This window comes from Pseudomonas sp. LF020 (assembly GCF_053456425.1).
Window position 1 is genome coordinate 196,119 of sequence record NZ_JBRFIX010000007.1, and the last position, 21,791, is coordinate 217,909.

The 21,791-nt window shown below is 61.9% G+C and carries 22 protein-coding genes; 10 read left to right on the forward strand and 12 right to left on the reverse strand.

Annotated elements, in window-relative coordinates; all coding sequences use genetic code 11:
* Nucleotides 1-184 precede the first annotated feature (184 nt).
* Nucleotides 185-967 (reverse strand): hypothetical protein, encoded by a 783-nt coding sequence (locus ACU680_RS18095; protein ID WP_448180155.1) that lies wholly within the window; start codon nucleotides 965-967, stop codon nucleotides 185-187.
* Between the two features lie 146 nt (nucleotides 968-1,113).
* Between ACU680_RS18095 and ACU680_RS18100 the strand changes: the two genes are divergently transcribed.
* Together ACU680_RS18100 and ACU680_RS18105 are read left to right on the forward strand one after the other, a co-directional pair.
* Nucleotides 1,114-1,650, forward strand: a complete 537-nt coding sequence (locus ACU680_RS18100; protein ID WP_448180156.1) for a chalcone isomerase family protein — start codon at nucleotides 1,114-1,116, stop codon at nucleotides 1,648-1,650.
* Nucleotides 1,651-1,808: 158 nt separating this feature from the next.
* On the forward strand, nucleotides 1,809-3,128 hold the full coding sequence (locus ACU680_RS18105) for an Nramp family divalent metal transporter (RefSeq protein ID WP_367085045.1): 1,320 nt from the start codon (nucleotides 1,809-1,811) through the stop codon (nucleotides 3,126-3,128).
* A gap of 247 nt (nucleotides 3,129-3,375) precedes the next feature.
* Here ACU680_RS18105 and ACU680_RS18110 read toward each other — a convergent pair whose 3' ends face one another.
* The 3 genes from ACU680_RS18110 to ACU680_RS18120 are packed head-to-tail and all read right to left on the reverse strand — an operon-like array spanning nucleotide 3,376 to nucleotide 5,957.
* The gene (locus tag ACU680_RS18110) at nucleotides 3,376-4,557 is read right to left on the reverse strand and encodes an acetyl-CoA C-acetyltransferase (RefSeq protein ID WP_007968788.1); all 1,182 of its coding nucleotides are present in this window, start codon (nucleotides 4,555-4,557) and stop codon (nucleotides 3,376-3,378) included.
* Nucleotides 4,558-4,568: 11 nt separating this feature from the next.
* Complete coding sequence (locus ACU680_RS18115; RefSeq protein ID WP_367085043.1) at nucleotides 4,569-5,234, reverse strand: CoA transferase subunit B; 666 nt, start codon at nucleotides 5,232-5,234, stop codon at nucleotides 4,569-4,571.
* Nucleotides 5,235-5,258: 24 nt separating this feature from the next.
* Nucleotides 5,259-5,957, reverse strand: a complete 699-nt coding sequence (locus ACU680_RS18120; protein WP_003226174.1) for a CoA transferase subunit A — start codon at nucleotides 5,955-5,957, stop codon at nucleotides 5,259-5,261.
* A gap of 252 nt (nucleotides 5,958-6,209) precedes the next feature.
* On the opposite strand from ACU680_RS18120, the gene ACU680_RS18125 reads away from it, so the two are divergent.
* Nucleotides 6,210-7,085, forward strand: a complete 876-nt coding sequence (locus ACU680_RS18125; protein WP_448180157.1) for a LysR family transcriptional regulator — start codon at nucleotides 6,210-6,212, stop codon at nucleotides 7,083-7,085.
* A gap of 127 nt (nucleotides 7,086-7,212) precedes the next feature.
* On the opposite strand, the gene ACU680_RS18130 is transcribed toward ACU680_RS18125, so the two are convergent.
* The 4 genes from ACU680_RS18130 to ACU680_RS18145 all read right to left on the reverse strand — a co-directional run bounded on the left by ACU680_RS18130 (nucleotide 7,213) and on the right by ACU680_RS18145 (nucleotide 11,491).
* Nucleotides 7,213-8,055, reverse strand: coding sequence for an NAD-dependent protein deacetylase (locus ACU680_RS18130; protein ID WP_448180158.1), 843 nt, complete (start codon nucleotides 8,053-8,055; stop codon nucleotides 7,213-7,215).
* Nucleotides 8,056-8,208: 153 nt separating this feature from the next.
* A complete protein-coding gene (locus ACU680_RS18135) occupies nucleotides 8,209-9,255 on the reverse strand; it encodes a class I SAM-dependent methyltransferase (protein ID WP_448180159.1) in 1,047 nt (348 codons plus the stop codon).
* Nucleotides 9,256-9,452: 197 nt separating this feature from the next.
* A complete protein-coding gene (locus tag ACU680_RS18140; RefSeq protein WP_448180160.1) occupies nucleotides 9,453-10,754 on the reverse strand; it encodes an ATP-binding protein in 1,302 nt (433 codons plus the stop codon).
* Nucleotides 10,751-11,491 (reverse strand): response regulator, encoded by a 741-nt coding sequence (locus tag ACU680_RS18145; RefSeq protein ID WP_007962407.1) that lies wholly within the window; start codon nucleotides 11,489-11,491, stop codon nucleotides 10,751-10,753. The genes ACU680_RS18140 and ACU680_RS18145 overlap by 4 nt, the downstream gene beginning before the upstream one ends.
* 297 nt (nucleotides 11,492-11,788) lie before the next feature.
* Here ACU680_RS18145 and ACU680_RS18150 point away from each other — a divergent pair, with 297 nt between their 5' ends.
* On the forward strand, nucleotides 11,789-12,052 hold the full coding sequence (locus ACU680_RS18150; RefSeq protein ID WP_007962410.1) for a DUF2790 domain-containing protein: 264 nt from the start codon (nucleotides 11,789-11,791) through the stop codon (nucleotides 12,050-12,052).
* A 43-nt stretch (nucleotides 12,053-12,095) separates the two neighbouring features.
* Here ACU680_RS18150 and ACU680_RS18155 read toward each other — a convergent pair whose 3' ends face one another.
* A complete protein-coding gene (locus ACU680_RS18155) occupies nucleotides 12,096-12,557 on the reverse strand; it encodes a GNAT family N-acetyltransferase (RefSeq protein ID WP_448180161.1) in 462 nt (153 codons plus the stop codon).
* A gap of 228 nt (nucleotides 12,558-12,785) precedes the next feature.
* Between ACU680_RS18155 and ACU680_RS18160 the strand changes: the two genes are divergently transcribed.
* Nucleotides 12,786-13,058 (forward strand): DUF4242 domain-containing protein, encoded by a 273-nt coding sequence (locus ACU680_RS18160; RefSeq protein WP_007962415.1) that lies wholly within the window; start codon nucleotides 12,786-12,788, stop codon nucleotides 13,056-13,058.
* 30 nt (nucleotides 13,059-13,088) lie between these two features.
* Nucleotides 13,089-13,901 (forward strand): class I SAM-dependent methyltransferase, encoded by an 813-nt coding sequence (locus tag ACU680_RS18165; RefSeq protein WP_448180162.1) that lies wholly within the window; start codon nucleotides 13,089-13,091, stop codon nucleotides 13,899-13,901.
* 137 nt (nucleotides 13,902-14,038) lie between these two features.
* On the opposite strand, the gene pcsA is transcribed toward ACU680_RS18165, so the two are convergent.
* Nucleotides 14,039-14,761 (reverse strand): phosphatidylcholine synthase, encoded by a 723-nt coding sequence (gene pcsA, locus ACU680_RS18170; RefSeq protein WP_448180163.1) that lies wholly within the window; start codon nucleotides 14,759-14,761, stop codon nucleotides 14,039-14,041.
* Between the two features lie 250 nt (nucleotides 14,762-15,011).
* Here pcsA and ACU680_RS18175 point away from each other — a divergent pair, with 250 nt between their 5' ends.
* The 4 genes from ACU680_RS18175 (at nucleotide 15,012) to ligD (ending at nucleotide 20,921) form a co-directional block, all read left to right on the forward strand.
* Nucleotides 15,012-15,776: a tellurite resistance TerB family protein gene (locus tag ACU680_RS18175; RefSeq protein WP_448180164.1), complete on the forward strand. Its 765-nt coding sequence runs from the start codon at nucleotides 15,012-15,014 to the stop codon at nucleotides 15,774-15,776.
* Nucleotides 15,777-15,941: 165 nt separating this feature from the next.
* Complete coding sequence (locus tag ACU680_RS18180; protein WP_448180165.1) at nucleotides 15,942-17,321, forward strand: iron-containing redox enzyme family protein; 1,380 nt, start codon at nucleotides 15,942-15,944, stop codon at nucleotides 17,319-17,321.
* 10 nt (nucleotides 17,322-17,331) lie between these two features.
* Complete coding sequence (locus ACU680_RS18185) at nucleotides 17,332-18,285, forward strand: methyltransferase (RefSeq protein ID WP_448180166.1); 954 nt, start codon at nucleotides 17,332-17,334, stop codon at nucleotides 18,283-18,285.
* Nucleotides 18,286-18,302: 17 nt separating this feature from the next.
* A complete protein-coding gene (gene ligD / locus ACU680_RS18190; RefSeq protein WP_448180167.1) occupies nucleotides 18,303-20,921 on the forward strand; it encodes a DNA ligase D in 2,619 nt (872 codons plus the stop codon).
* Here the strand turns inward: ligD and ACU680_RS18195 are convergent, their stop codons facing one another.
* Together ACU680_RS18195 and ACU680_RS18200 are read right to left on the reverse strand one after the other, a co-directional pair.
* A complete protein-coding gene (locus ACU680_RS18195; RefSeq protein WP_115989453.1) occupies nucleotides 20,922-21,344 on the reverse strand; it encodes a hypothetical protein in 423 nt (140 codons plus the stop codon).
* Nucleotides 21,345-21,412: 68 nt separating this feature from the next.
* Nucleotides 21,413-21,727: a DUF2388 domain-containing protein gene (locus ACU680_RS18200; RefSeq protein WP_007962425.1), complete on the reverse strand. Its 315-nt coding sequence runs from the start codon at nucleotides 21,725-21,727 to the stop codon at nucleotides 21,413-21,415.
* Nucleotides 21,728-21,791 lie beyond the last annotated feature (64 nt).

The window sequence follows — 21,791 nt, forward strand, 5'->3', positions numbered from 1 at the left end:
CGCGCCAGGGCGGCGATGATCCCACGGAGCGTGCCTGGCATTCCAGCGCGGTTTGTCGAACATTTGTGGCGAGGGAGCTTGTCGGATCGCCGCACCGTCCCGCTCGGCTGCGCAGCAGTCGTAAAAATCATAGGGGCGTTGCGCACGCCCGCGGGAGCAAGCTCCCTCGCCACAGTGAATTGCGTCAGCCTTGGGGTTGTGGGCTTTTGGCTGGCGCCGGGCGGGCCAGCAGTTTGCGGGTAACGCCGAGCATCGCCACCGACACCGCGACACCGGCGATGAATCCGCTCAGGCCCAGGGTTGGCAGGGTCAGCGCCGACACCAGGCAAAACGCCGAAAACGAGTACATGCCGGTCGCCGTCGCCCGCAGCAATGCCGTGGTAAACGCCGGGCCGCGCGTCTGTTGGGAGAACACTGCCATCACACTGCCCAGTACCGGGAACACCGCGAGCAAGCCGCTCCAGCGCTCGCCCACGGTACTGGCGAGCAGGGTCACCAACAGCGTCAACGCCGCCCCGGCAATCATTCGCCAGATCAGTTTGTCGGATTTCGGCGCAGGGCCATTCAGTACCGGCTGCACGTCGGGGAACAGGTACGGCGCGGCGAGCAGGGCAGTGGCTGCCGCAGCGATCGAGAACGGCAGCGACGCCGGAATCAGCGACAGCACCAGCGCCAGCGCCGCCCACACCGACAGCGAAACCGTCAGCGCCCACGGCCAGTTCGCCCGCTGCGCCACCTGCGCGTAGGTGATGCAGAAGGCGATCATGGCAAACATCGCCGACAGCGCCGCCACCGCTGATTGCGCAGCAAATAGCGGCCCCTGTTCGATGGCGAGGAAAAACAGAATCGGCCCGACCACCACCGGCAGCCCCGACAGCCAACCGGCCACGCTCGGCCCCCAGCGCTTGCCAGCGAGGGAAATCAGCAGCAGAAATCCGGGGATCAGCAGTAATTTGAGGATCAGCACGCGGGAGGCTCCGTCGGATGAGAGAGGCCACGTTAGCATTGCCGCTCACCGATTGCTGCATTGTTCTACAAAAACTGTATACAAAGTGCTGGTGTTGAACGCCGACTATGCTCTGACTATCAGGGTTTACCGGAGTCGATGCCACGATGAACAGAGCACCCAGGGTGTTGCGTGGTTTTTGTGGCATTGGTCTGTGGGCGTTGCTGCTGACGCCGACCTGGGCCAACTGGCAGGACGCGGTGCCTGGGGCGCAAATCATCGGCAGCGGCGATTTCAGTGTGTTCGGATTCGATGTGTACAACGCGCGGATGTGGAGCGCGGCGCGCCCGCTGGCCGAGGGACAGCCGTTTGCGCTGGAACTGATCTATCGGCGCAGCGTGTCCCGTGATGATCTGGTCAAGGCCAGTATCGATGAAATCAAACGCATCGCGGGTAAGCGCGTCAGCCCCGAGCAACTGGCTGGCTGGCAGATCCAGATGCAGCAATCGTTCGTCGATGTGCAGGCCGGCACGCGGATCACTGGAGTTTATTTGCCGGGGCAGGGCGCACGGTTTTTTGTCGGACAGCAGTTGCAGCACGAGATCGATGATCCGCAGTTTGCCCGGGCGTTTTTTGATATCTGGCTGGATCCGCGTACCCGTAACCCCGAGTTGCGTCAGCAGTTACTGGGCATGAGCCATTAAAGTCAAAAGATCGCAGCCTTCGGCAGCTCCTACAGGGGAACGCATTCCAGTGTAGGAGCTGCCGAAGGCTCGGGCCGCGTTCGGACGATCTTTTGCTCTTCAAGGGTTCAACTGAAACGTCTAAGCTGCGTCTTTCCGACTTGTTTCTGGATGTGTGCGTGAAATTCAGCCTACCCAAAATCGCCACCGCGCCGTTCTGCCCGCCGGAAGTGGCTGGCAGTGTCGCGGTGGATCCGAACGCTTCGTTCTTCAAACGCGTGCTGCGTTTTGCCGGGCCTGGCTTGCTGGTGTCTATCGGCTACATGGATCCGGGCAACTGGGCGACCGCGATCGAGGCCGGTTCGCGTTTCGGTTACAGCCTGTTGTTTGTGGTGTTGCTCGCAAGTCTGGCGGGGATGGTCGTGCAGTGCCTGTGCTCGCGGCTGGGCATCGCTACCGGTCGCGATCTGGCGCAATTGTCCCGCGAGCGCTACAGCACCCCGACCGCGCGCCTGCAATGGGTGCTGGCGGAAATCTCGATCATCGCCACCGACCTGGCCGAAGTGCTCGGCTGCGCACTGGCGTTTCACTTGCTGCTTGGTTGCTCGCTGACCTTCGGCATTGCCCTGACTGCCTTCGACACGCTGCTGGTGCTGGCCCTGCAGAACCGTGGCTTCCGCCGGCTGGAGGCGATCATGCTGGTGCTGGTGGCGACCATCGGCGTGTGTTTCTTCGTCGAACTGGTGCTGATCAAACCCTATTGGCCGGACGTGTTCGCCGGATTCAAACCATCACTCTCGGCCATCAGCGATGCCGCACCGTTGTACCTGGCGATCGGTATTCTTGGTGCGACGGTGATGCCGCACAACCTCTACCTGCATACCTCGATCGTGCAGACGCGGATGATCGGCACGGATCTGGCCAGCAAGCAGGACGCGGTGAATCTGGCGCGCATCGACACCATCGGTTCGCTGGCCCTGGCGCTGCTGGTCAATGCGGCGATTCTGATTCTGGCGGCGGCTGCCTTTCACCAGTCCGGGCATACCGACGTGGTGGACATTCAGGACGCCTATCACCTGCTCGACCCGCTGGTGGGTGGTGCGCTGGCCAGCGTGCTGTTTGGCGTGGCGTTGCTGGCGTCGGGGCAGAGCTCGACGTTCACCGGGACCATCGCCGGGCAGGTGATCATGGAGGGTTACCTGAACCTGCGGATTCCCTGCTGGCAGCGGCGTTTGATCACCCGTGGGCTGGCGCTGATCCCGGCGTTCATCGGCGTGTGGCTGATGGGCGATAACGCGGTGGGCAAGTTGCTGGTGTTGAGTCAGGTGGTGTTGAGCCTGCAACTGCCGTTTGCGTTGTACCCGCTGATCCGCATGACCAGCGACAAGCAACTGATGGGGCCGTTTGTGAACCGGCTGCCGACCCGGGTGCTGGCGTGGGGGCTGTTTGCGGTGATCAGTGGGGCGAATGCGTGGTTGATTCTGCAGATGGTGGTGTGAACCCTGATTTTTCTGTTGCCTGAACTGGCCTCATCGCTGGCAAGCCAGCTCCCACAGTGATTGAGGGTGGATTCAAATTCGTTGTACGCCACAGACCCTGTGGGAGCTGGCTTGCCAGCGATAGGGCCCTGAAGATAGACACGAAATTCAGGCAAAAAACACCCGGTGCAACGCGAATCGCACCGGGTTTTTTGTTGCCAGCCAGCGGCGGATGTCGTGGATCCACCACCCGCTGTGAACTCGGGGGTTAAGCGCGCTCCAGCGCCAGCGCCACACCCTGACCGCCGCCGATGCACAGGGTCGCCAGGCCTTTTTTCGCATCACGCTTGATCATTTCGTGCAGCAGCGTCACCAGCACGCGGCAGCCCGACGCACCGATCGGGTGACCGAGGGCGATGGCGCCGCCGTTGACGTTGACCTTGTCCAGATCCCATTGCAGGTCCTTGGCCACGGCCAGCGATTGCGCGGCGAACGCTTCGTTGGCCTCGATCAGGTCCAGTTGGCCGATATTCCAGCCTGCCTTGTCGAGGCAGCGGCGAGTGGCCGAGACCGGGCCGATGCCCATGATTGCCGGATCCACACCGGCGTTGGCGTATGCAGCGATTTTCGCCAGCACCGGCAGGCCCAGAGCCTTGGCTTTTTCGGCGCTCATCAGGATGACTGCAGCGGCGCCGTCGTTCAGCGACGAAGCATTACCGGCGGTGACGCTGCCGTCCTTCTTGAACGCCGGACGCAGTTTCGCCAGCGATTCGGCGGTGGTGTCGCCACGCGGTTGCTCGTCGACCTTGAACGCGACCGGATCGCCTTTGCGTTGCGGGATCAGGATCGGGGTGATCTCATCGACAAAGCGTCCGGCCTCAATGGCCGCAGCGGCTTTGCGCTGCGAGGCGGCGGCGAAGGCGTCCTGCTGCTCGCGGCTGATCGCATATTTATCGACCAGATTCTCGGCAGTGATGCCCATGTGGTAATCGTTGAACGCATCCCACAGACCATCGCTGATCATGGTGTCGACGATTTGCGCGTGACCCATGCGCAGACCGGTGCGTGCGCCCGGCATCACGTAGTTGGACAGGCTCATGTTCTCCTGGCCGCCGGCGATGATCACCTCGGCATCGCCGCAACGGATCGCCTGCGCGCCCAGATGCAAAGCTTTGAGGCCCGAGCCGCAGACCTTGTTCAGGGTCATGGCCGGCACGGCGTGGGGCAGGCCGGCCTTGATCGCGGCCTGACGCGCCGGGTTCTGGCCGGCGCCGGCGGTCAGCACCTGGCCCATGATCACTTCATCGACCTGCGCACCGTCCAGACCGGTCTGCTCAAGTAACTGGCGGATCACCGCAGCGCCCAGATCCACGGCGGACACGCTGGCCAGCGAACCCTGGAAACTGCCGATCGCGGTGCGGGTGGCGGCAACAATTACGACGTCTTGCATTTTCGAATTCCTCACTGGGCAGCGAACTGCATTTCCGGTACGTGATCCGGGACGATCAGTTTACCAGCGGTTTTGGCGACGATTTCCTCGACGCTGACGCCAGGTGCGCGTTCCTTGAGGACAAAAGCGCCATTTTCGATTTCCAGGTAGGCGAGGTCGGTCAGCACGCGCTTGATGCAGCCGGCGCCGGTCAACGGCAAGCTGCATTTGGTCAGCAGCTTGGACTCACCGTCCTTGGAGGCGTGGGTCATGATCACGATAATGTTGTCGGCGCCGGCCACCAGATCCATCGCGCCGCCCATGCCCTTGACCAGTTTGCCGGGAATCATCCACGAGGCGATGTTGCCTTCGACGTCGACTTCGAACGCACCCAGTACGGTCAGGTCGACATGCCCGCCACGGATCATCGCGAAGGATTCGGCGGAGTTGAAAATCGACGCGCCGATGCGTGCGGTCACGGTCTGTTTGCCGGCGTTGATCATGTCGGCATCGATGGTCTCTTCAGTCGGGAACGGGCCCATGCCGAGCAGGCCGTTTTCCGATTGCAGCATGACTTCCATGCCTTCTGGAATGTAGTTGGCGACCAGGGTCGGAATGCCGATGCCGAGGTTCACGTAGTAGCCGTCCTGCATTTCACGGGCGACGCGCTGAGCCATTTGTTCGCGGGTAAGTGCCATGTTTTTATTCTCCGTCAGCCTGAATTATTTGCGGATGGTGCGCTGTTCGATGCGCTTTTCGAACGTGCCGCAAATGACCCGGTCGACGTAGATGCCGGGGGTGTGGATCTGCGACGGATCCAGCTCGCCGGGCTCGACGATTTCTTCGACTTCGACCACGGTGATCTTGCCGGCGGTGGCCGCCAGCGGGTTGAAGTTCTGCGCGGTGTGACGGTAGATGACGTTACCGAAATGGTCGGCTTTCCAGCCTTTGACGATGGCGAAGTCGCCGGTGATGGACTCTTCCATCAGGTACTTGCGCCCGTTGAATTCGCGCACTTCCTTGCCTTCGGCGACCGGGGTGCCGACGCCGGTGGCGGTGAAGAAGGCCGGGATGCCGGCGCCGCCTGCGCGCATTTTCTCGGCGAGGGTGCCTTGCGGGGTCAGGATGACTTCGATGTCGCCCTTGAGCAGTTGCTCTTCGAACAGTTTGTTTTCGCCGACGTAGGAGGCGATGACTTTGCTGATCTGGCGGTCGGTCAGCAGCACACCGAGGCCGAAACCGTCGACGCCGCAGTTGTTGGAAACCACGGTGAGGTCGCGGGTGCCCTTGCGCTTGATCTCGGCGATCAGGTTTTCCGGGATGCCGCACAGGCCGAAGCCGCCGGCGATCACGGTCATGCCGTCTTCAAGACCGGCCAGAGCTTCCTCGTAGGAACTCACGCGCTTGTCGAAACCTGCCATATGCACCTCTTTTATTGTTTGTCGGGCGGCTGGCTAGCCGAATGACTGGAGTGTCTCGCTGAAGGATATATTTGTTAAGTTGATTTTCTAAGGTTGATTAATAGATAAAACTCAATAGTTGACATCATCACCCTGTAGGAGCTGCCGAAGGCTGCGATCTTTTGATGTTGTTTTTAAAGATCAAGATCAAAAGATCGCAGCCTGCGGCAGCTCCTACAGTGGCTACGACGTTGAAACGGTAAGGTATCCAGTATGACCATCAAACAGATCCGCGCTTTCCTCGCCGTGGCCCAGAGCCTGAGTTTCGCCGTGGCCTGTGAGCGCTTGCACCTGTCGCAATCGGCGTTGAGCCTGACCATCAAGGCGCTGGAGGAGGGCCTGGGCGGGCGGCTGTTCAGTCGCAACACGCGCAACGTGGCGCTGACTGCCGAGGGCGAATCGCTGCTGCCGCTGGCCCGGCGTCTGATCGCCGACTGGGACAACGCTGAAGACGAAATGCGTCAGCGCTTCAGCCTGCAACGCGGGCGGGTGACGCTGGCGGCGATGCCGTCGTTTGCCGGCAACCTGCTGCCGCCGATCCTCAAGACCTTTCGCGCGCGCTATCCAAACGTCAATGTCACGGTAAACGACGTGATCAACGAGCAAGTGCTGGAAATGGTTCGCGACCGCCACGTGGAATTGGGTGTGGCGTTCGAACCGATGCAAAACACCTCGCTGACGTTTACCCCGCTGTACATCGATCGCTTTGTCGCGGTGGTGCCGCAGGATTCCACGTTGGCCGGGTGCACAGAGATCGACTGGGTGACCTTGCTGCAGGAACCGTTCATTACCCTGCAACGGCCGTCGACAGTGCGGGTGATGCTCGAAGAACACTTGCAGGCCCGGGGCATGAAACTGCCGGTGGAATTCGAGAGCCATCAACTGGCAACTGTCGGGCGCATGGTCGCCAGCGGGCTGGGGGTGAGTGCGGTGCCAGCGTTGTGTGCCGAACAGATGCTGGAGCTGGGCGCGCATTGTCTGACGTTGAATGACTCGGTGGAGCGGGCGATTGGTGTGCTCACGGAGCCGGGCAATGAGCTGTCGGCAGCGGCGCAGGCACTGTTCGACATCCTCAAAGCCGAACACTGAATGTAATGCTGGCCCTGTAGGAGCTGCCGAAGGCTCGGGCCGCGTTCGGACGATCTTTTGACGTTGTTTTTAGAAGCAAGATCAAAAGATCGCAGCCTGCGGCAGCTCCTACAGGGGATTTTTGGGTTCAGGTGGTCAGGCGTTGCACCAGCAACGGCAGCAGCTGTTCGCATGACGCCTCGATCTTCAGATCCAGCAGATCATCGGCGCGGGTCTTGCCCAGATTGATCGCCAGCAACGGCTTGCCCCGATCAGCAATCACCCGGCACAGACGAAACGCCGAATACGCCATCAGCGACGAACCCACCACCAGCAAGCCCTCGGCACTTTCCGCTGCGGCCATGGCCCGCGCTGCTGTCGGCTGGGCCACGTTCTCGCCGAAGAACACCACGTCCGGTTTCATCCGTTCGCCCGTGCAATACGGGCATTGTGGAGTCTGAAAACGCGCTTCGAAGGCCGGATCGAGCAGGGTATCGCCGTCCGGCGCCTGCACCGCATCGACCCCGGCCAGATACGGATTCTGCTCGACCATCCGCTGCTGAATGTCGTCACGCGCGCTGCGCTGGCCGCAGTCCAGGCACACCACCCGGTGCAGGCTGCCGTGCAATTCGATCACGTCCTGGCTCCCGGCCTGATCGTGCAGGGTGTCGACGTTCTGCGTGATCAAGGCGTTGATCAGCCCCCGGCGCTGCAACTCGGCCAGCGCTTGATGCGCTGCATTCGGTCGCGCCTGGCGCACCCGTGGCCAGCCGAGCATGGCCCGTGCCCAATAGCGGCGACGGGATTCCGGGGCGGCGAGAAATTCCTGATACATCATCGGCTGCCGGCCACGGCGCACACCTTCGCTGTCGCGGTAATCCGGGATGCCCGACGGCGTGCTGATACCGGCGCCGGTCAGCACCACAAAGCCGCCATCGGCCATGGCCTGGTGCAGAGTGTCGAAGTGTTCGCGGATCGGGCTGTCGAGCATGGTCAGCACTCCGGGGAGGACGATGCCCGCAGGTTAGCATTAACCGTGTGGCGAGGGAGCTTGCTCCCGCTGGACTGCGCAGCAGGCCTGTTTTCAGGGTCGCTACACAAACCGACGGGAGCAAGCTCCCTCGCCACAGGTGATAGCGGTGATTTATTTGCGCGCCTCCAGAATCAAATTGAACGGCGTCTGCGTCGCCCGGCGAAAATGCTTGAACCCGGCCTCGGTAAACACCTTGCGTAAGCGCATTTCACCGGCCTGCGCACCCAGCCCCAGGCCAACTTCCTGGGACAGCGAATTCGGCGTGCAGATAAAGGTCGAGGCTGCGTAAAACAGCCGGCTGACCGGGTTGATGTTGTCGTCCAGCGCATCATTGGCGAACGGCTCGACCAGCAGCACCGTGCCGTCGTCCTTCAATGATTTGAATGCATGCCGGGCGGCGCCGACCGGGTCGCCCATGTCGTGCAGGCAGTCGAAGTAACAGATCAGGTCATAGTCGTCATCGGGGTAGCTTTTGGCATTGCTCTGGAAGAATTTCGCCCGGCTGCTGACACCTCCTTCTTCGGCGCGCTGGGTGGCGACGGTGATCGACGGCGCGTGATAATCGAAACCGACGAAGCGCGAGTTGGGAAATGCCTGGGCCATGATCACCGTCGAGGCACCGTGGCCGCAGCCGATGTCGGCGACTTTGGCGCCTGCTTCGAGTTTGGCGACCACACCTTCCAGCGCCGGCAGCCATTCCGCGATCAAGTGACCTTTATAGCCGGGACGAAAGAAGCGTTCGGTACCGCTGAACATGCACGGATGGTGATCGCCCCAGGGCAGGGCGCCGTTGCCGCGCATGGCTTTGACCAGTTTGTCCTTGTCATGGAAAAACGAGGCCACCACGCCGAGTCCGCCGGCGACGTACACCGGCGAATCCTCGACCGCCAGCGCCAGCGCCTGTTCTTCCGGCAAACGAAACTGGCCATCGTGATGTTCCATGTAGCCGGACGCGACATGCGCGCTGAGCCATTCGCGGACCAGCCGCGGGTTGCAGGTGGTTTTTTCGGCGAGGGCTTGCGGGGTGATTGGCTGACTGTCGGCCATCGCCCGGTACAGCCCGAGTTCTTCGCCAACGATGACGTTCGCTAGCATCGCGGCGCCGCCCATGTCGTTGACCAGTTTGCCCATGAATGCGTTGAGTCGTGTTTCGTCCATCACGAGTGCTCCTGATACAGGATCACCGTCCGGTGGCAAAACGTTGTCGAGGCATGGGCCGCAGGGCGGTGGTCACAAAAGTGGGCAGGGCACAGCTGACGTCGTCCTGCATTCCCCCTCGACCGGGTAATGAATCAGTCTAGTCGGGCTGGGACAAGATGCAGCGTTTGTGTCCCATGCAGATTCCAGTGTGGGGATCAGCGCAGTGGCAGTTTCAGCTCCGCGCACAGCCCACCGCCCTCGCGGTTGCTCAGGGTCAGCGAGCCACCGAGGGCCATGGCCAGTTGCTGGGCGATCGCCAGGCCCAGGCCGGTGCCGCCGGTGCTGCGGTTGCGCGAGTTTTCCACCCGGTAGAACGGCTGCATGACCTGTTGCAACTCGGCTTCGGCAATGCCCGGTCCGCGATCGAGGATCTTGATGCTAAGACTGTCGTCGGTGTCGACCTGCAACTGCGCGGCACCGGCAAATTTCAGTGCGTTGTCGGTCAGGTTCACCAGCACCCGGCGCAGGGCCTGGGGACGGGTATCGATCACCGCCGCGCTTTTGCCGCTCAGTTGCACGTCCTTGCCCATGTCCTGATAGTCGAACACCAGGCTGTCGAGGAACGAGTCGAGGTCGATGCGCCGGCTTTCCTCGGTCGAGCCGTGGATGCTGCGGGCATACGCCACGCCCTCGCGCACCAGATGTTCCATCTCGCCGAGGTCATTCCACAGTTTGTCTTTCTCGACCGAGTCGTCCATAAGCTCTGCGCGCAGCTTCATGCGGGTGATCGGGGTTTGCAGGTCATGGGAAATCGCTGCCAGCAGTTGCATGCGCTCTTTCAGATACGCGGCGATGCGCGCCTGCATCGCGTTGAAGGCCCGTGCGGCGTAGGCCACTTCGGTCGGACCGTGTTCGTCGAGCATTACCGGGTGCGCGTTAGGGTCGAGGCTTTCCACGGCGTTGGCGAGGCGGGCGAGGGGGCGGATCGCGATGCGCACCGCCAGCCACGTGCAGGCGATCAGCAGCGCCAGTTGCCCGAGCAGTACCCCCGGCAGCCACGGCGACAGCGGCGGCATGGCCGGACGCACATCGATGGTCAGCGGGCTGCCGTCGCCGAGGCGCAAATGGGCCTGGAAGTGTTTTTTCTCCGCGGGAAAACGGCTGAAGGACAGCGGATGGGCGCCACCGATCGCACTGCTGATCGAGGTCGCGGCCACCGGTACCTCCTCGGCGTCGAGGGGGTCGCCGGGGTCGCCGTTGTCCAACCGATAATCGTAATTGGTGCGAGCCAGTCGTGGCAGCCAGGCGGGGCGCTCCTGCGCGGGCAAGCGGTCAAGGATCGCAACCGACGTCGAAACGTCGTTTTGCATATTGCTGAGCATGGTGCTTCTGGCGCTTTGGAAACGCTCGTAATACTGCGCGCCAAACGACAGGGCCTGGGCCAGGATCAGTCCGACCAGAAAGATCAGCGACAACCGCGAAGCCAGGGTGCGTGGCCAATGCAGCTTGAGACTCATGCCGAGGCTCCGAGGATCTCCACCGGCAGCGAGAACACATAACCCTCGCTGCGCACGGTCTTGATGTAGGCCGGTTCACGCGCATCATCGAGCAGGCGCTGGCGCAAACGGCTGACCAGCAGATCAATCGAACGGTCGAACAGATCGGCCTCGCGGCCCTGGGTCAGGTTGAGCAATTGATCACGGCTGAGCACCCGCTGCGGATGATCGAGAAATACCCGCAGCAAGCGATATTCGGCGCCACTGAGGGCGACCAGCGTGCCGTCCTTGTCCAGCAGATGCCGGGCCGAGGTGTCCAGTTGCCAACGGCCGAAGGCCAGCAAGCGGCCGCTTTCGCTGACCACCAGATTCGGCGGCAGCATCCGTGTGCGCCGCAGCACCGCGTTGATCCGCGCCAGCAGTTCGCGGGCGGCGAACGGCTTGGTCAGGTAATCATCGGCGCCCATTTCCAGGCCGATGATGCGGTCGGTCTCATCGTTGCGCGCCGTGAGCATCAGCACCGGCGTGGCCTTGTGTTTGCCCACGCGCAATTCGCGGCACAACTGCAGGCCATCGTCGCCGGGCATCATGATGTCGAGCACAATCAGGTCGACGGTGTTGGCTTCGAGAAAACTGCGCATCTGCCGACCATCGGCGACCACGGTGGTGCGCAGTCCGTTCTTCTTCAGGTAATTGCCGACCAGCTCGCGGATCTCGCGGTCGTCGTCGACGATGAGAATGTGATCGACATGTTCCATTGGTGCAGAACCTCTATCAAAGGGCAATGCCATGCAGTCTATCGAGCCTGCGCCGGCTTGCCTGCCCGGGTTTGTATTGCAGTGTATCTGGCGTCATGACGGATACATACACAGGCAAAAACGCGATTTTTTTCGGGGTTTTGTATCGCTGTGTATCTCCGGGCGGCGGGGATACACAGCGATTGATAACGGGCGTTTGCTGACACAGACGCGATACCTCACGCGCCTCAAATAGGCTCCATCGAGGCCCACACAGCTTGCCTCGGCTCAACCCATACAAGCCTTGAGGAAACCACCATGACGCACAAAACCGTTGTCGCCGCCTGCCTGTTCGCCGCCCTGAACATCTGCACCCTGTCGGCCCGGGCCGAAGCCGATGTCAGCCCGCACACCTACACCTACGGCACGCATCTGGACATTCAGAAAGTGCTGTCGATGACCGAGGACAACGCGGTGACCTGCGGCGTTGTCGATGCGCGCATGACGTACCTGGATTCGGCCGGAAAAACCCAGGTGCTGGATTACCGCAAATTCGCCGACGGCTGCAACAACCAGAACTGAGTGCTCAGATGCATCGACAGTCACCGCCGCACACATCAATGGCTCACAGGTCGCGCACCATGAGCCATTGCTCGTTGTCCCACGCGTGAAAGCGCTCCAGCACTGTCCAGCCGCGTTTGGCGTAATAGTCCTGCTTGCTCTGGGTGTGCAGATAGAAACGTGCGAAGCCACGCTGTTTCGCCGCCTGGCTGATGCCGTCGATCAACCGTTCTGCCAGCCCTTGGCCGCGAGCTTCCGGGCGGACAAACACACATGCCAGCCACGGGCCGAGATCCGGACGCAGGGCCAGGTCCGCCCGGGCCAGTGCCGCACCGCCGAGCAGACGTTCGCCGTCCAGCGCAATCAGGCACGACCAGTCACCATTGTTCTGGCCGGCAGCGAACTCGCGTTGCCATTCGGCCAAGGGTTGCTCGGCATATTCGTAGGCGAACTGGCGGTGAATCCACGCAGCGTAAGTGTCGCTGTGCTGTGGGTGATCGACGAGCCATTCAAGACGCAGGGACATGATGGAATCCATTCACGGAACACGGGAAGGCATAAAAGCCGATTGCCCCATGCAATGGCAATCTCGGAGTGTCTCGAGGCCTTTACAAAAAGTCGCCATTCATCGGCCCGGCCGCGGTTTTCCGGGCTCTTCGGACGATTGGCAGGGACGCCATCGACCCTCGGCGCGATAGTGGATGAGCAGGGCCACTGCTGGCCTTGTCACTGATAAAAAGAACGCGAGGTTACCATGCCGAAATTCGTGATTGAACGCGAGATTCCAGGGGCCGGAAAGCTGTCGCCGCAAGAACTTCAAGCCGTATCGCAAACCTCCTGCCAGGTGTTGCGTGAACTCGGGCCACAGGTGCAGTGGCTGCAGAGTTACGTCACGGCCGACAAGATCTATTGCGTCTACATCGCCCCTGACGAAGAGCAGGTGCGCGAGCACGCCAGGCTGGGTGGATTCCCAGCCAACAGCGTGGCGCGGGTGATGACGGTCATTGACCCGACCACGGCCGAGTGAAGCCCTCCAACCTGCTGCGGAGCACGATTGATGAGTACCCCCATTGATCTGACGGGTCTGAAAGAGCGCCAGAAAGTCGCGTGGGCCAGCGGCGATTACGCGGTGATCGGCACCACCTTGCAGATCGTCGGCGAAAACCTCGCCGAGGCCTGCGACCTGCACTGCGACGAGGAGGTGCTGGATGTCGCGGCTGGTAACGGTAATGCGACTCTGGCGGCGGCGCGACGTGGTTGTCAGGTGACCTCGACCGACTATGTCGCGGCGCTGCTGGAGCGGGGACAGGATCGGGCACGGGCCGAGCATCTGGAGGTGATTTTTCAGGTCGCCGATGCCGAAGCATTGCCGTTCGCCGATGAAAGCTACGACGCGGTGCTGTCGACCTTCGGCGTGATGTTTGCCCCGGATCAGGCGACTGCGGCGGCGGAACTGGCGCGGGTCTGCCGAAGGGGCGGGCGCATCGGTCTGGCAAACTGGACGCCGGAAGGTTTCGTCGGCCAGATGTTCAAGGTTCTCGGGCGCCACGTCCCGCCCCCTGCCGTGGCGCTGCCACCGTCAAACTGGGGCACCGAAGCGTGGTTGCACAGCCACTTCAATGAGCGTGAGTTTCTGCTGCAGGTCACCCGCCGCACCTTCAATTTCCGCTATCGCTCGGCGGCGCATTTCATCGACATTTTCCGTCACTGGTACGGGCCGGTGCACAAGGCCTTTGCGGCATTGTCACCGGAAAGCGGGCAAGCGCTGGAGAGTGATCTGGCGGACCTGCTGACCCGCTCGAACCGCGTGGGAGAGAAGTCGCTGGTGGTGCCGAGCGAGTATCTGGAGGTGGTCATCACCAAACGCTGAATGGCGGAACACCGCCAAACCCTGTGGGAGCTGGCTTGCCAGCGATGGCGGCCGTCCTGTCAAAACGATGTCGACTGACAGTACGAAATCGCTGGCAAGCCAGCTCCCACAGGTATTCGTGTTTGGCAGGTCTGGCGCTATTTCAGGTGCGGCCGCTCAAACCACTCCAGCGCCGTGCGCCAGATGCAGATCCCCAGAAAGTACGCCGACGCCAGCAACCACAAACCCATCACCAGCGGATTGATCACCGGGTGATTGAGTACCAGCGACAGGCTGCACAGCAGCCAGATTGCCGTCACCGCGATGTTGATCGGCATGAACCGGCGTACGCGGAACGGGTGCAGGAACTTCATGCGGGTCACGGTCAGCAGCGCCAGACCGATGATGGTCAGAAAGGTGATCCACGGCCCCGGGTCGATGATGTACAGGCACAGGGCAACCACGTTCCACGCGGCGGGGAAGCCGACGAAATAGTTGTCCTTGCTCTTCATGTTGACGTTGCAGAAACAGAACAGCGACGACACCAGAATCAGCGATACGCTCAGCAGCAGGGTGTAGTCGGGCAGGGGAATGTAGCGATAGATGAACAGCGCCGGGATGAATACGTAGGTCAGGTAGTCGATCACCAGATCGAGGATCGAGCCGTCGAAACTCGGCAGCACCGACTGCACATTGACCTTGCGCGCGAGCGCTCCGTCGAGACCGTCGACGATCAATGCCACGCCCAGCCACATCAGGCAGTGGGTCGGCTGGTTCTCCAGCAGGGCGAGGGTCGCCAGAAAGGCTGTGACCACGCCGGTCGCGGTAAAACCATGGGCGCCCCATGCTTTGAGCCTGGCGATGTGTACGGTCGATATCACAGGGGCGTTCTCCAGATAAATGAAGCAAGCCGGGTATCACCCTTGGGCAAAGGGCGCCGGCAAACCGGGTCGGGGTTGCAGCTATCGACCGGTTTGGCCGGGATAAGGTTCACCACCCTTGAATCTTAGCTGCCCGCACAAAAAATACCTCGGCGAAATCTGTCAGCGTCAGCCAAACGGTGCTGGCGCGTCGGCGCCGGCGGTCTATTGTTGCCTGACGCAGTTATTGCCAATGCCTGAGGACGAGATCATGAACACCAGCGATTTGCTTGAACAACTGCTACGGGGTCAGGCCTCGGCGGGACAACAAAGTGGCGCCTCGGCCGGCGCAGGTCTGGGCGGACTGGGCGGCTTGCTCGGTGGTTTGTTGGGTGGCGGAGCAGGCCCCGGCGGTAGTGCGGCGCAGTCCGGTGGGCTGGGCGGTTTGGGTGGATTGCTGGGGGGCTTGCTTGGCGGCGGTGGCGGTGGATTGGGCGGCGCGCTGGGTGGGGCACTCGGTGGCGGCGGAACACAAAGTCGTTCCGGCGGCACCAATTATGCGGCGCTGGCCTCGCTGGGGATGATGGCGTTCCAGGCGTATCAGGCCTGGCAACGTAGTCAGGCCTCGGCGGCGCCACAACAGATCCCGCAAACGGCCAATCTGCTGGCCGGGCCCGAAGTCGAGGAACACGGGCATGCTGTGCTGAGGGCGCTGATCGCGGCAGCCAAGGCTGATGGTGAGATCGATGACCGGGAACGGCAGATGATCGATGAAGAGATTGGCAAACACACCGACGATCCACAATTGCAGCAATGGTTTAACGCTGAAGTTGCCAAACCGCTGGATGCGAACGAAGTGGCCGAGGCCGCCAACGGCGACCCGGCCATGGCCGCCGAAATGTACCTGGTCAGCGTGATTCTGGTGGACGATCAGCAAGACGCCGAACGCAACTACCTGGATGAACTGGCTGCCGCGTTGCAGATCGACCCGCAATTGCAGGTGCACCTGGAGGCTCAGGCCAAAGGTCAGGTCTGAAATACCGTCAAAAATCGCGGTCTCGGGCAGCCCGTGCCGGGACCGCGATGCTCCGTCCGTCAGGGCAATTTTCATGTCGATTGAATTTTTATCCGTAGCGGTTGCTCTGCTGCTGTAGAGGCGTGAAACAACGCCCTGACCGGCCTACCGAACGAGAACACTGACATGACTGCCCTGACCCCTCTGCATGCGCCGAGCGCGCAGCAACAGCCCATCACTGCCGACGGTGACCTGCGGCGTATTTATGAGGCACTGTTGCTTGAGGATGCGCCTGAAACCCTCGCGCTGGATTTTCTCGCCGAGCAGTTGCAACGTGCCGCGCTGTTACCCGAAGAACTTCCGCAGGATCCGTCGGCGTGGCAAAACTGGGTCGCCGGGCACTGCACGGAAGTTGCCCGCCAGTACGCCGATTACCTGAAACAGCGCCAGGCCGGCGGACCGCGCCAGTTCTTCAGCAACAAGGCTCACGCGTTGTACTTTCTGCAAGCCGTGGCGCCGACCAAACTGGTGGATGGCGCGTGGCTGTACGGTTTGTTGCCGCAGTGGCGCGACCCGCGTTTCGACGGGTTGCTGTGCACCTATCTGGAAGAACTCGGCGACGGTAATCCTGCGCAAAACCATGTGGTGATCTACCGCAAATTGCTCGCCGAACACGGCCTGCAGGACGCCAGCACCATCGCTGACGAGCGCTATTTGCAAGGCGCGCTGCAACTGGCGCTCGGCGCCTGTGGCGAAAGCTTGTTGCCGGAGGTGATCGGCTACAACCTCGGCTACGAACAATTGCCGCTGCACTTGCTGATCAGTGCCTATGAACTCAGCGAGCTGGGCATCGATCCGTACTACTTCACCCTGCATGTGACCATCGATAACGCCAGCACCGGCCATGCGCAAAAAGCCGTGCAGTCGGTGCTCGACCTGTTGCCACTGGAAGCTGATCGCGACGAATTCCTGCGCCGTGTTTCGCTGGGCTATCGACTCAACGACCTGGGGCAGGGCAGTCGCGCGATCATCGAGGGTTTTGACCTGGAGCAGGAAGTGCTGGCGATGCTTGAACGCAAGCGCCCGTTCGGTCAGCACATGCACTCCGACTACTGCCGCTTCGAAGGCAAAACCGTCAATCAGTGGCTGGCCACTCCCGAACAATTGCCTGGTTTCCTGCAGGCGATGCAGGACAAGGGCTGGATCAAACGCAACGAAGATCCACAAGCCAGCCGTTTCTGGCAGTTGATCGATGGCGACGGTGCGGCGATGTTCGGCGTGTTCAGTCCGTATGAAAAGCAGCTGCTGCACGATTGGATCGCGGGTGACTGGACACCGGCCGAGCAACGCAAAGCACCACGGCGCAGCCGTCAGGTCGCCACCCCGGACGCCGCCGTGCCTGAACACGATCCCGATGTGCAGCGCCTGATGTCTGCCCTGCAAGGTCAGGACGGACACGCGCAAATGGCGACGCTGATCCCGTGGCTGGCGCCGGCCCGCCATGCCCACCCGGCGGGGCTGCTGGCGACGCGTCGCTTCATCGAACTCAAATCCAGTCTGCGCTAAGGAAATCTCCATGAATCAGGAAGAACAACTGTCCGCCGATGACCTGACGCTGCTGCAGCTCGGCCGGCGCTTGCAGGCCGACGGCTACCGTTTCATCACGCCGACGCCCCTGACCCATCAGCGCGTCAACCAGCGTGACGAAGGGCAGGTGGCCGATACCCTGCGCGACGTGTTCGGCTGGTCGCGCCCGTTTGAACCGGGGTTGCTGTCCGCCGATGAACAGCGGCAGTTGCAGGATGCACAAGTGATTGACGTCTACGACGGCCGCTTGAAGAGCCGGGTGCGCTGGTCGAGCCTGGATGACCTGTTGTTCGTGCATTCCGGCTTTCCCACCGATGCCGCTGATTCGGTGTTTTTCGGCCCGGATACTTATCGTTTCGCGCAGCTGATTCACGCGCATCTGCAACAGAGCTTCGCGCCGATTCAACGCGCGGTGGATATCGGCTGCGGTGCCGGCGTCGGCGCCATCCTGATTGCCCGCGCACGGCGTGAAGCGCAGGTGCTGGCGGTGGACATCAATCCCGCCGCGCTGCGCCTGACCGCGATCAATGCGGCATTGGCGGAGGTCGCGAATGTCGAGGTGCAGGCCAGTGATGTACTGCAGTGCACCGAAGGCAATTTCGACCTGATTGTCGCCAACCCGCCGTACATGGCAGACCCGGCCGGTCGTGCCTATCGGCACGGCGGTGGCTCGCTCGGTGCCGGGCTGTCGCTGCGCATCGTCGAGCAGGCGCTCAATCGGCTGGCGCCCGGTGGCTCGTTGCTGCTCTACACCGGCGTGGCGATGGTCGATGGCCGCGATCCGTTTTTCGACACCGTGGTGCCACGACTGGATTCGACACGATTCGGCTGGACCTATCGCGAGTTGGATCCCGACGTGTTCGGTGAAGAGTTGTTGAACCCCGGTTACCAGCGCGTGGACCGGATCGCCGTGGTCGCGCTGACCGTGACCCGCATTGGCTGACACAAGGCAGGTGCGCCATGACCAGGAACCTTGACGACTACAACCGCATGCGTGACTTTTCCGCGACGTCGGAACCGGCCGCGGTCAGGCGCCGTGGCCGCAGCAAGGCCACTGAGCATGCGCTGCAGTTTTGCATCCAGAAGCACGACGCTTCGCACCTGCATTACGACTTTCGCCTCGAACTCGATGGTGCGCTGAAGAGCTGGGCGGTGCCCAAGGGGCCGTCGCTCGACCCCAAGGTCAAGCGCCTGGCGGTGCACGTCGAAGATCATCCGCTGGATTACGCGACGTTCGAGGGCAGCATTCCCGAAGGGCATTACGGCGCCGGCGATGTGATCGTCTGGGATCGTGGCGTGTGGATTCCGCAGGAGGATCCGGCCAAGGCTTACGCCAAGGGCAAACTCAAGTTCGAGCTGCAGGGTGAGAAGCTGTCCGGCATCTGGAATCTTGTGCGCACGCACATGCCGGGCAAGAAGGAAAACTGGTTTCTGATCAAACATCAGGACAGCGCCGCGCGCGCGCAAGACGACTACGATGTGCTCAGCGCCGAGCCGCACAGCGTGCTCAGCGAACGCACCCTGATCAGCAAACCCAAGCTCGCCGCCGAGCAAGTCAAGCCGGTGAAAAAGGCCCCGGCCAAACCGCGCAAAGCGGCGTCCGGGACGCTCACCGGTGCGCGCAAGGCCAAACTACCGGCGCAGCTCAAGCCGGAACTGGCGACGCTGGTCGACAGCGCACCGGGAGGGCAGTGGAGCTACGAGATCAAGTTCGATGGCTACCGGATCATGGCGCGCATCGATCACGATCAGGTGCAACTGTTCACCCGCAACGGTCACGACTGGACGCACAAGCTGCCGCAACAGGCGCAAGCCCTCGCTGAGCTGGGCCTCGAATCCGCATGGCTGGACGGCGAAGTGGTTGTCACCAACGAGCAGGGTGTACCGGACTTTCAGGCGCTGCAAAACGCCTTCGAAGCCGGGCGCAGCGCCAGCATCATGTACTACCTGTTCGACATGCCGTACCTCAACGGTGTCGACCTGCGCGAAGTGCCGGTCGAGGAGCGTCGCGCGGCGTTGTCCACGGTACTCGGCGGGCATGAGCAGCCGTTGCTGCGCTTCTCCGAAGCTTTCGATGAAACGGCGGACGCACTGCTCAACAGCGCCTGCCAGATGCAGATGGAAGGGTTGATCGGCAAACGTCTCGGCTCGCCTTACGTGTCGCGACGCAGCAGCGACTGGATCAAGCTCAAGTGCAAGCATCGGCAGGAATTTGTGGTCGTCGGCTATACCGATCCGAAAGGCGCGCGCAGTGCCTTCGGCGCGCTGTTGTTGGGCCTGCACGATCGCGACAGTGGCGAGCTGCGCTATGCCGGCAAGGTCGGCACCGGTTTTAACGAAACCACACTGAAAAGCATCCTGGCCCAGCTCAAGCCGTTGCAGGTCAAGAAGGCGGCGGTGGTCAATCCACCGAGCGGCTTCGAGGCCAAGGGCGTGCACTGGCTCAAACCGAATCTGTTGGCAGAAGTGGCGTTCGCCGAAATGACCAAGGACGGTTCGGTACGTCACGCCGTGTTCCATGGTCTGCGCAATGACAAACCGGCCAGGTCGATTACCGAGGAGCGCGCGAAACCCGTGAAGACTTCAGCGAAAGCCACCCCGTCGAAGACAACTGCTTCGTCGAAGAAAGCTGCAGAATCAAAGAAAGCTGCTGAGCCGAAGAAAGCCGAACCGGCGCCGTCCCAGCTGGGGCTGGCCAGCGGCAAAGTGCGCATCACTCACCCTGATCGGGTGATCGATGCGGTCAGCGGCACCACCAAGATGCAACTGGCCGAGTATTACGCCAGCGTCGCCGAGTGGATTCTGCCGCAGCTCAAGGATCGCCCGGTTGCGCTGGTGCGGGCGCCGGACGGCATTGCCGGCGAACTGTTCTTTCAGAAAAACGCCGAGCGCCTGGCGATTCCCGGCATCACCACGCTGGACAAGGACGTCACCGGCCAACCGGTGATGCTGATCAACAATGCCGAAGCACTGATCGGCGCGGTGCAGATGAGCACGGTCGAATTGCACACGTGGAACGCCACCACGATCGATCTGGACAAGCCTGATCGCTTCGTCCTTGATCTCGACCCGGATCCCGCGCTGCCGTGGAAAAGCATGGTCGAAGCCACTGCGCTGACCCTCACCGTGCTGGATGAACTGGGGCTCAAGGCCTTTCTCAAGACCAGCGGCGGCAAAGGCATTCACCTGGTGGTGCCGTTGACCCGCAAGCATTGCTGGGACGAGGTCAAGGATTTCAGTCACGCGATCGTCAGTCACATGGCCAAGCTGTTGCCGGAACGCTTTTCCGCGGTGTCCGGGCCGAAAAATCGTGTCGGGCGGATCTTCATCGACTACCTGCGTAACGGCCTGGGCGCCACCACCATTTGTGCCTACGCGGCGCGCACCCGTGAGGGACTGCCGGTGTCGGTACCGCTGTTTCGCGAAGAAGTGGGGGAGATCAAGGGTGGCAATCAGTGGAACATCAGCAATGTCCATGAGCGTCTGAACGAAGTCGGCGATGAGCCGTGGGCCGACCTGAAGAAAACCCGCCAGAGCATCACCGCCGAGATGCGCAAGCGGGTTGGCATGAAAAAATGATCAGGTGTCGCGCAGCAAGTCGTGAGCGTTGAGCAGCTCGAAAGCGATTTCGGGGCGGTTGTTCAAGCCCCGACGAATCGCCGCCGGGATTGACTTGCGGGTCTTGCGGCACAGTCCCGGCAGCGCCTCGATCTGAATCTCGATGCCGAGCATGCTGCGCACTTCATGAAAGCCCGGGGAGATTTCCACCCGCAGGCCCAACTGTTCGTGCATGCGCTTTTGCAGATGCCGCAAGTCCGCAAGGTCTTTAAGTTGTTCCAGGCGTGCGAGGAGAATTTTTTCCTGCTCGCGGGTCAGGCGCAGAATGCGCAGATCCGTGCCCGGCGCTTCCAGCAACGCGTCGCGCCCGCAATCGCAGGCGCCGGGCGGGCAGGGTGAGCGCAAAGGCGCAGGAGGCGCAAGAGTCGTCATGGCCTCCATCATAGAGGCCGTCAGACGGTTTTGCCTATGCGCCCTCAGCTGCCGTCCATCGGCCGCTGCGTCCCTGGCAACTACTGATTCAGGCCTTCGTAATGCACCAGAATCGCGTTGGCGAGGTCTTCATCGCTGGCATTGAGGCCGGGGTTGTCGTGCCGCACCTGTTGCAGTACCGACTCAAGATAAACCCCACGGATGGCCCCGCCGCTGGCGACGAACGCTGACAGGTCGTCGCGCGCCGGGATCACCATTTTGTGATCCTTGAAGGTCGAGTACAGCGACGCGGAAACGCCCGCCGAGGTGGCGACATCGCCGGCGTCGACACGGGCCAGCGCCGAGCCGACAGGGAGGCAGAGCAGGAGAGAAGAAATGAGCACTAACTTGCGCATGACGATGTTCCTCCACAAGCGCGAAGCAAAAAGGAAGGACTACATAATCTCAGAGGTGCGACCT

What these genes read in the sequence shown, in the direction of transcription:
- ACU680_RS18100 (WP_448180156.1), top strand. Translation starts at nt 1,114, where the DNA reads ATGAACAGAGCACCCAGGGTGTTGCGTGGTTTTTGTGGCATTGGTCTG.
- ACU680_RS18110 (WP_007968788.1), bottom strand. Translation starts at nt 4,557, where the DNA reads ATGCAAGACGTCGTAATTGTTGCCGCCACCCGCACCGCGATCGGCAGT.
- ACU680_RS18115 (WP_367085043.1), bottom strand. Translation starts at nt 5,234, where the DNA reads ATGGCACTTACCCGCGAACAAATGGCTCAGCGCGTCGCCCGTGAAATG.
- ACU680_RS18120 (WP_003226174.1), bottom strand. Translation starts at nt 5,957, where the DNA reads ATGGCAGGTTTCGACAAGCGCGTGAGTTCCTACGAGGAAGCTCTGGCC.
- ACU680_RS18125 (WP_448180157.1), top strand. Translation starts at nt 6,210, where the DNA reads ATGACCATCAAACAGATCCGCGCTTTCCTCGCCGTGGCCCAGAGCCTG.
- ACU680_RS18130 (WP_448180158.1), bottom strand. Translation starts at nt 8,055, where the DNA reads ATGCTCGACAGCCCGATCCGCGAACACTTCGACACTCTGCACCAGGCC.
- ACU680_RS18135 (WP_448180159.1), bottom strand. Translation starts at nt 9,255, where the DNA reads ATGGACGAAACACGACTCAACGCATTCATGGGCAAACTGGTCAACGAC.
- ACU680_RS18140 (WP_448180160.1), bottom strand. Translation starts at nt 10,754, where the DNA reads ATGAGTCTCAAGCTGCATTGGCCACGCACCCTGGCTTCGCGGTTGTCG.
- ACU680_RS18145 (WP_007962407.1), bottom strand. Translation starts at nt 11,491, where the DNA reads ATGGAACATGTCGATCACATTCTCATCGTCGACGACGACCGCGAGATC.
- ACU680_RS18150 (WP_007962410.1), top strand. Translation starts at nt 11,789, where the DNA reads ATGACGCACAAAACCGTTGTCGCCGCCTGCCTGTTCGCCGCCCTGAAC.
- ACU680_RS18155 (WP_448180161.1), bottom strand. Translation starts at nt 12,557, where the DNA reads ATGTCCCTGCGTCTTGAATGGCTCGTCGATCACCCACAGCACAGCGAC.
- ACU680_RS18160 (WP_007962415.1), top strand. Translation starts at nt 12,786, where the DNA reads ATGCCGAAATTCGTGATTGAACGCGAGATTCCAGGGGCCGGAAAGCTG.
- ACU680_RS18165 (WP_448180162.1), top strand. Translation starts at nt 13,089, where the DNA reads ATGAGTACCCCCATTGATCTGACGGGTCTGAAAGAGCGCCAGAAAGTC.
- ACU680_RS18175 (WP_448180164.1), top strand. Translation starts at nt 15,012, where the DNA reads ATGAACACCAGCGATTTGCTTGAACAACTGCTACGGGGTCAGGCCTCG.
- ACU680_RS18180 (WP_448180165.1), top strand. Translation starts at nt 15,942, where the DNA reads ATGACTGCCCTGACCCCTCTGCATGCGCCGAGCGCGCAGCAACAGCCC.
- ACU680_RS18185 (WP_448180166.1), top strand. Translation starts at nt 17,332, where the DNA reads ATGAATCAGGAAGAACAACTGTCCGCCGATGACCTGACGCTGCTGCAG.
- ligD (WP_448180167.1), top strand. Translation starts at nt 18,303, where the DNA reads ATGACCAGGAACCTTGACGACTACAACCGCATGCGTGACTTTTCCGCG.
- ACU680_RS18195 (WP_115989453.1), bottom strand. Translation starts at nt 21,344, where the DNA reads ATGATGGAGGCCATGACGACTCTTGCGCCTCCTGCGCCTTTGCGCTCA.
- ACU680_RS18200 (WP_007962425.1), bottom strand. Translation starts at nt 21,727, where the DNA reads ATGCGCAAGTTAGTGCTCATTTCTTCTCTCCTGCTCTGCCTCCCTGTC.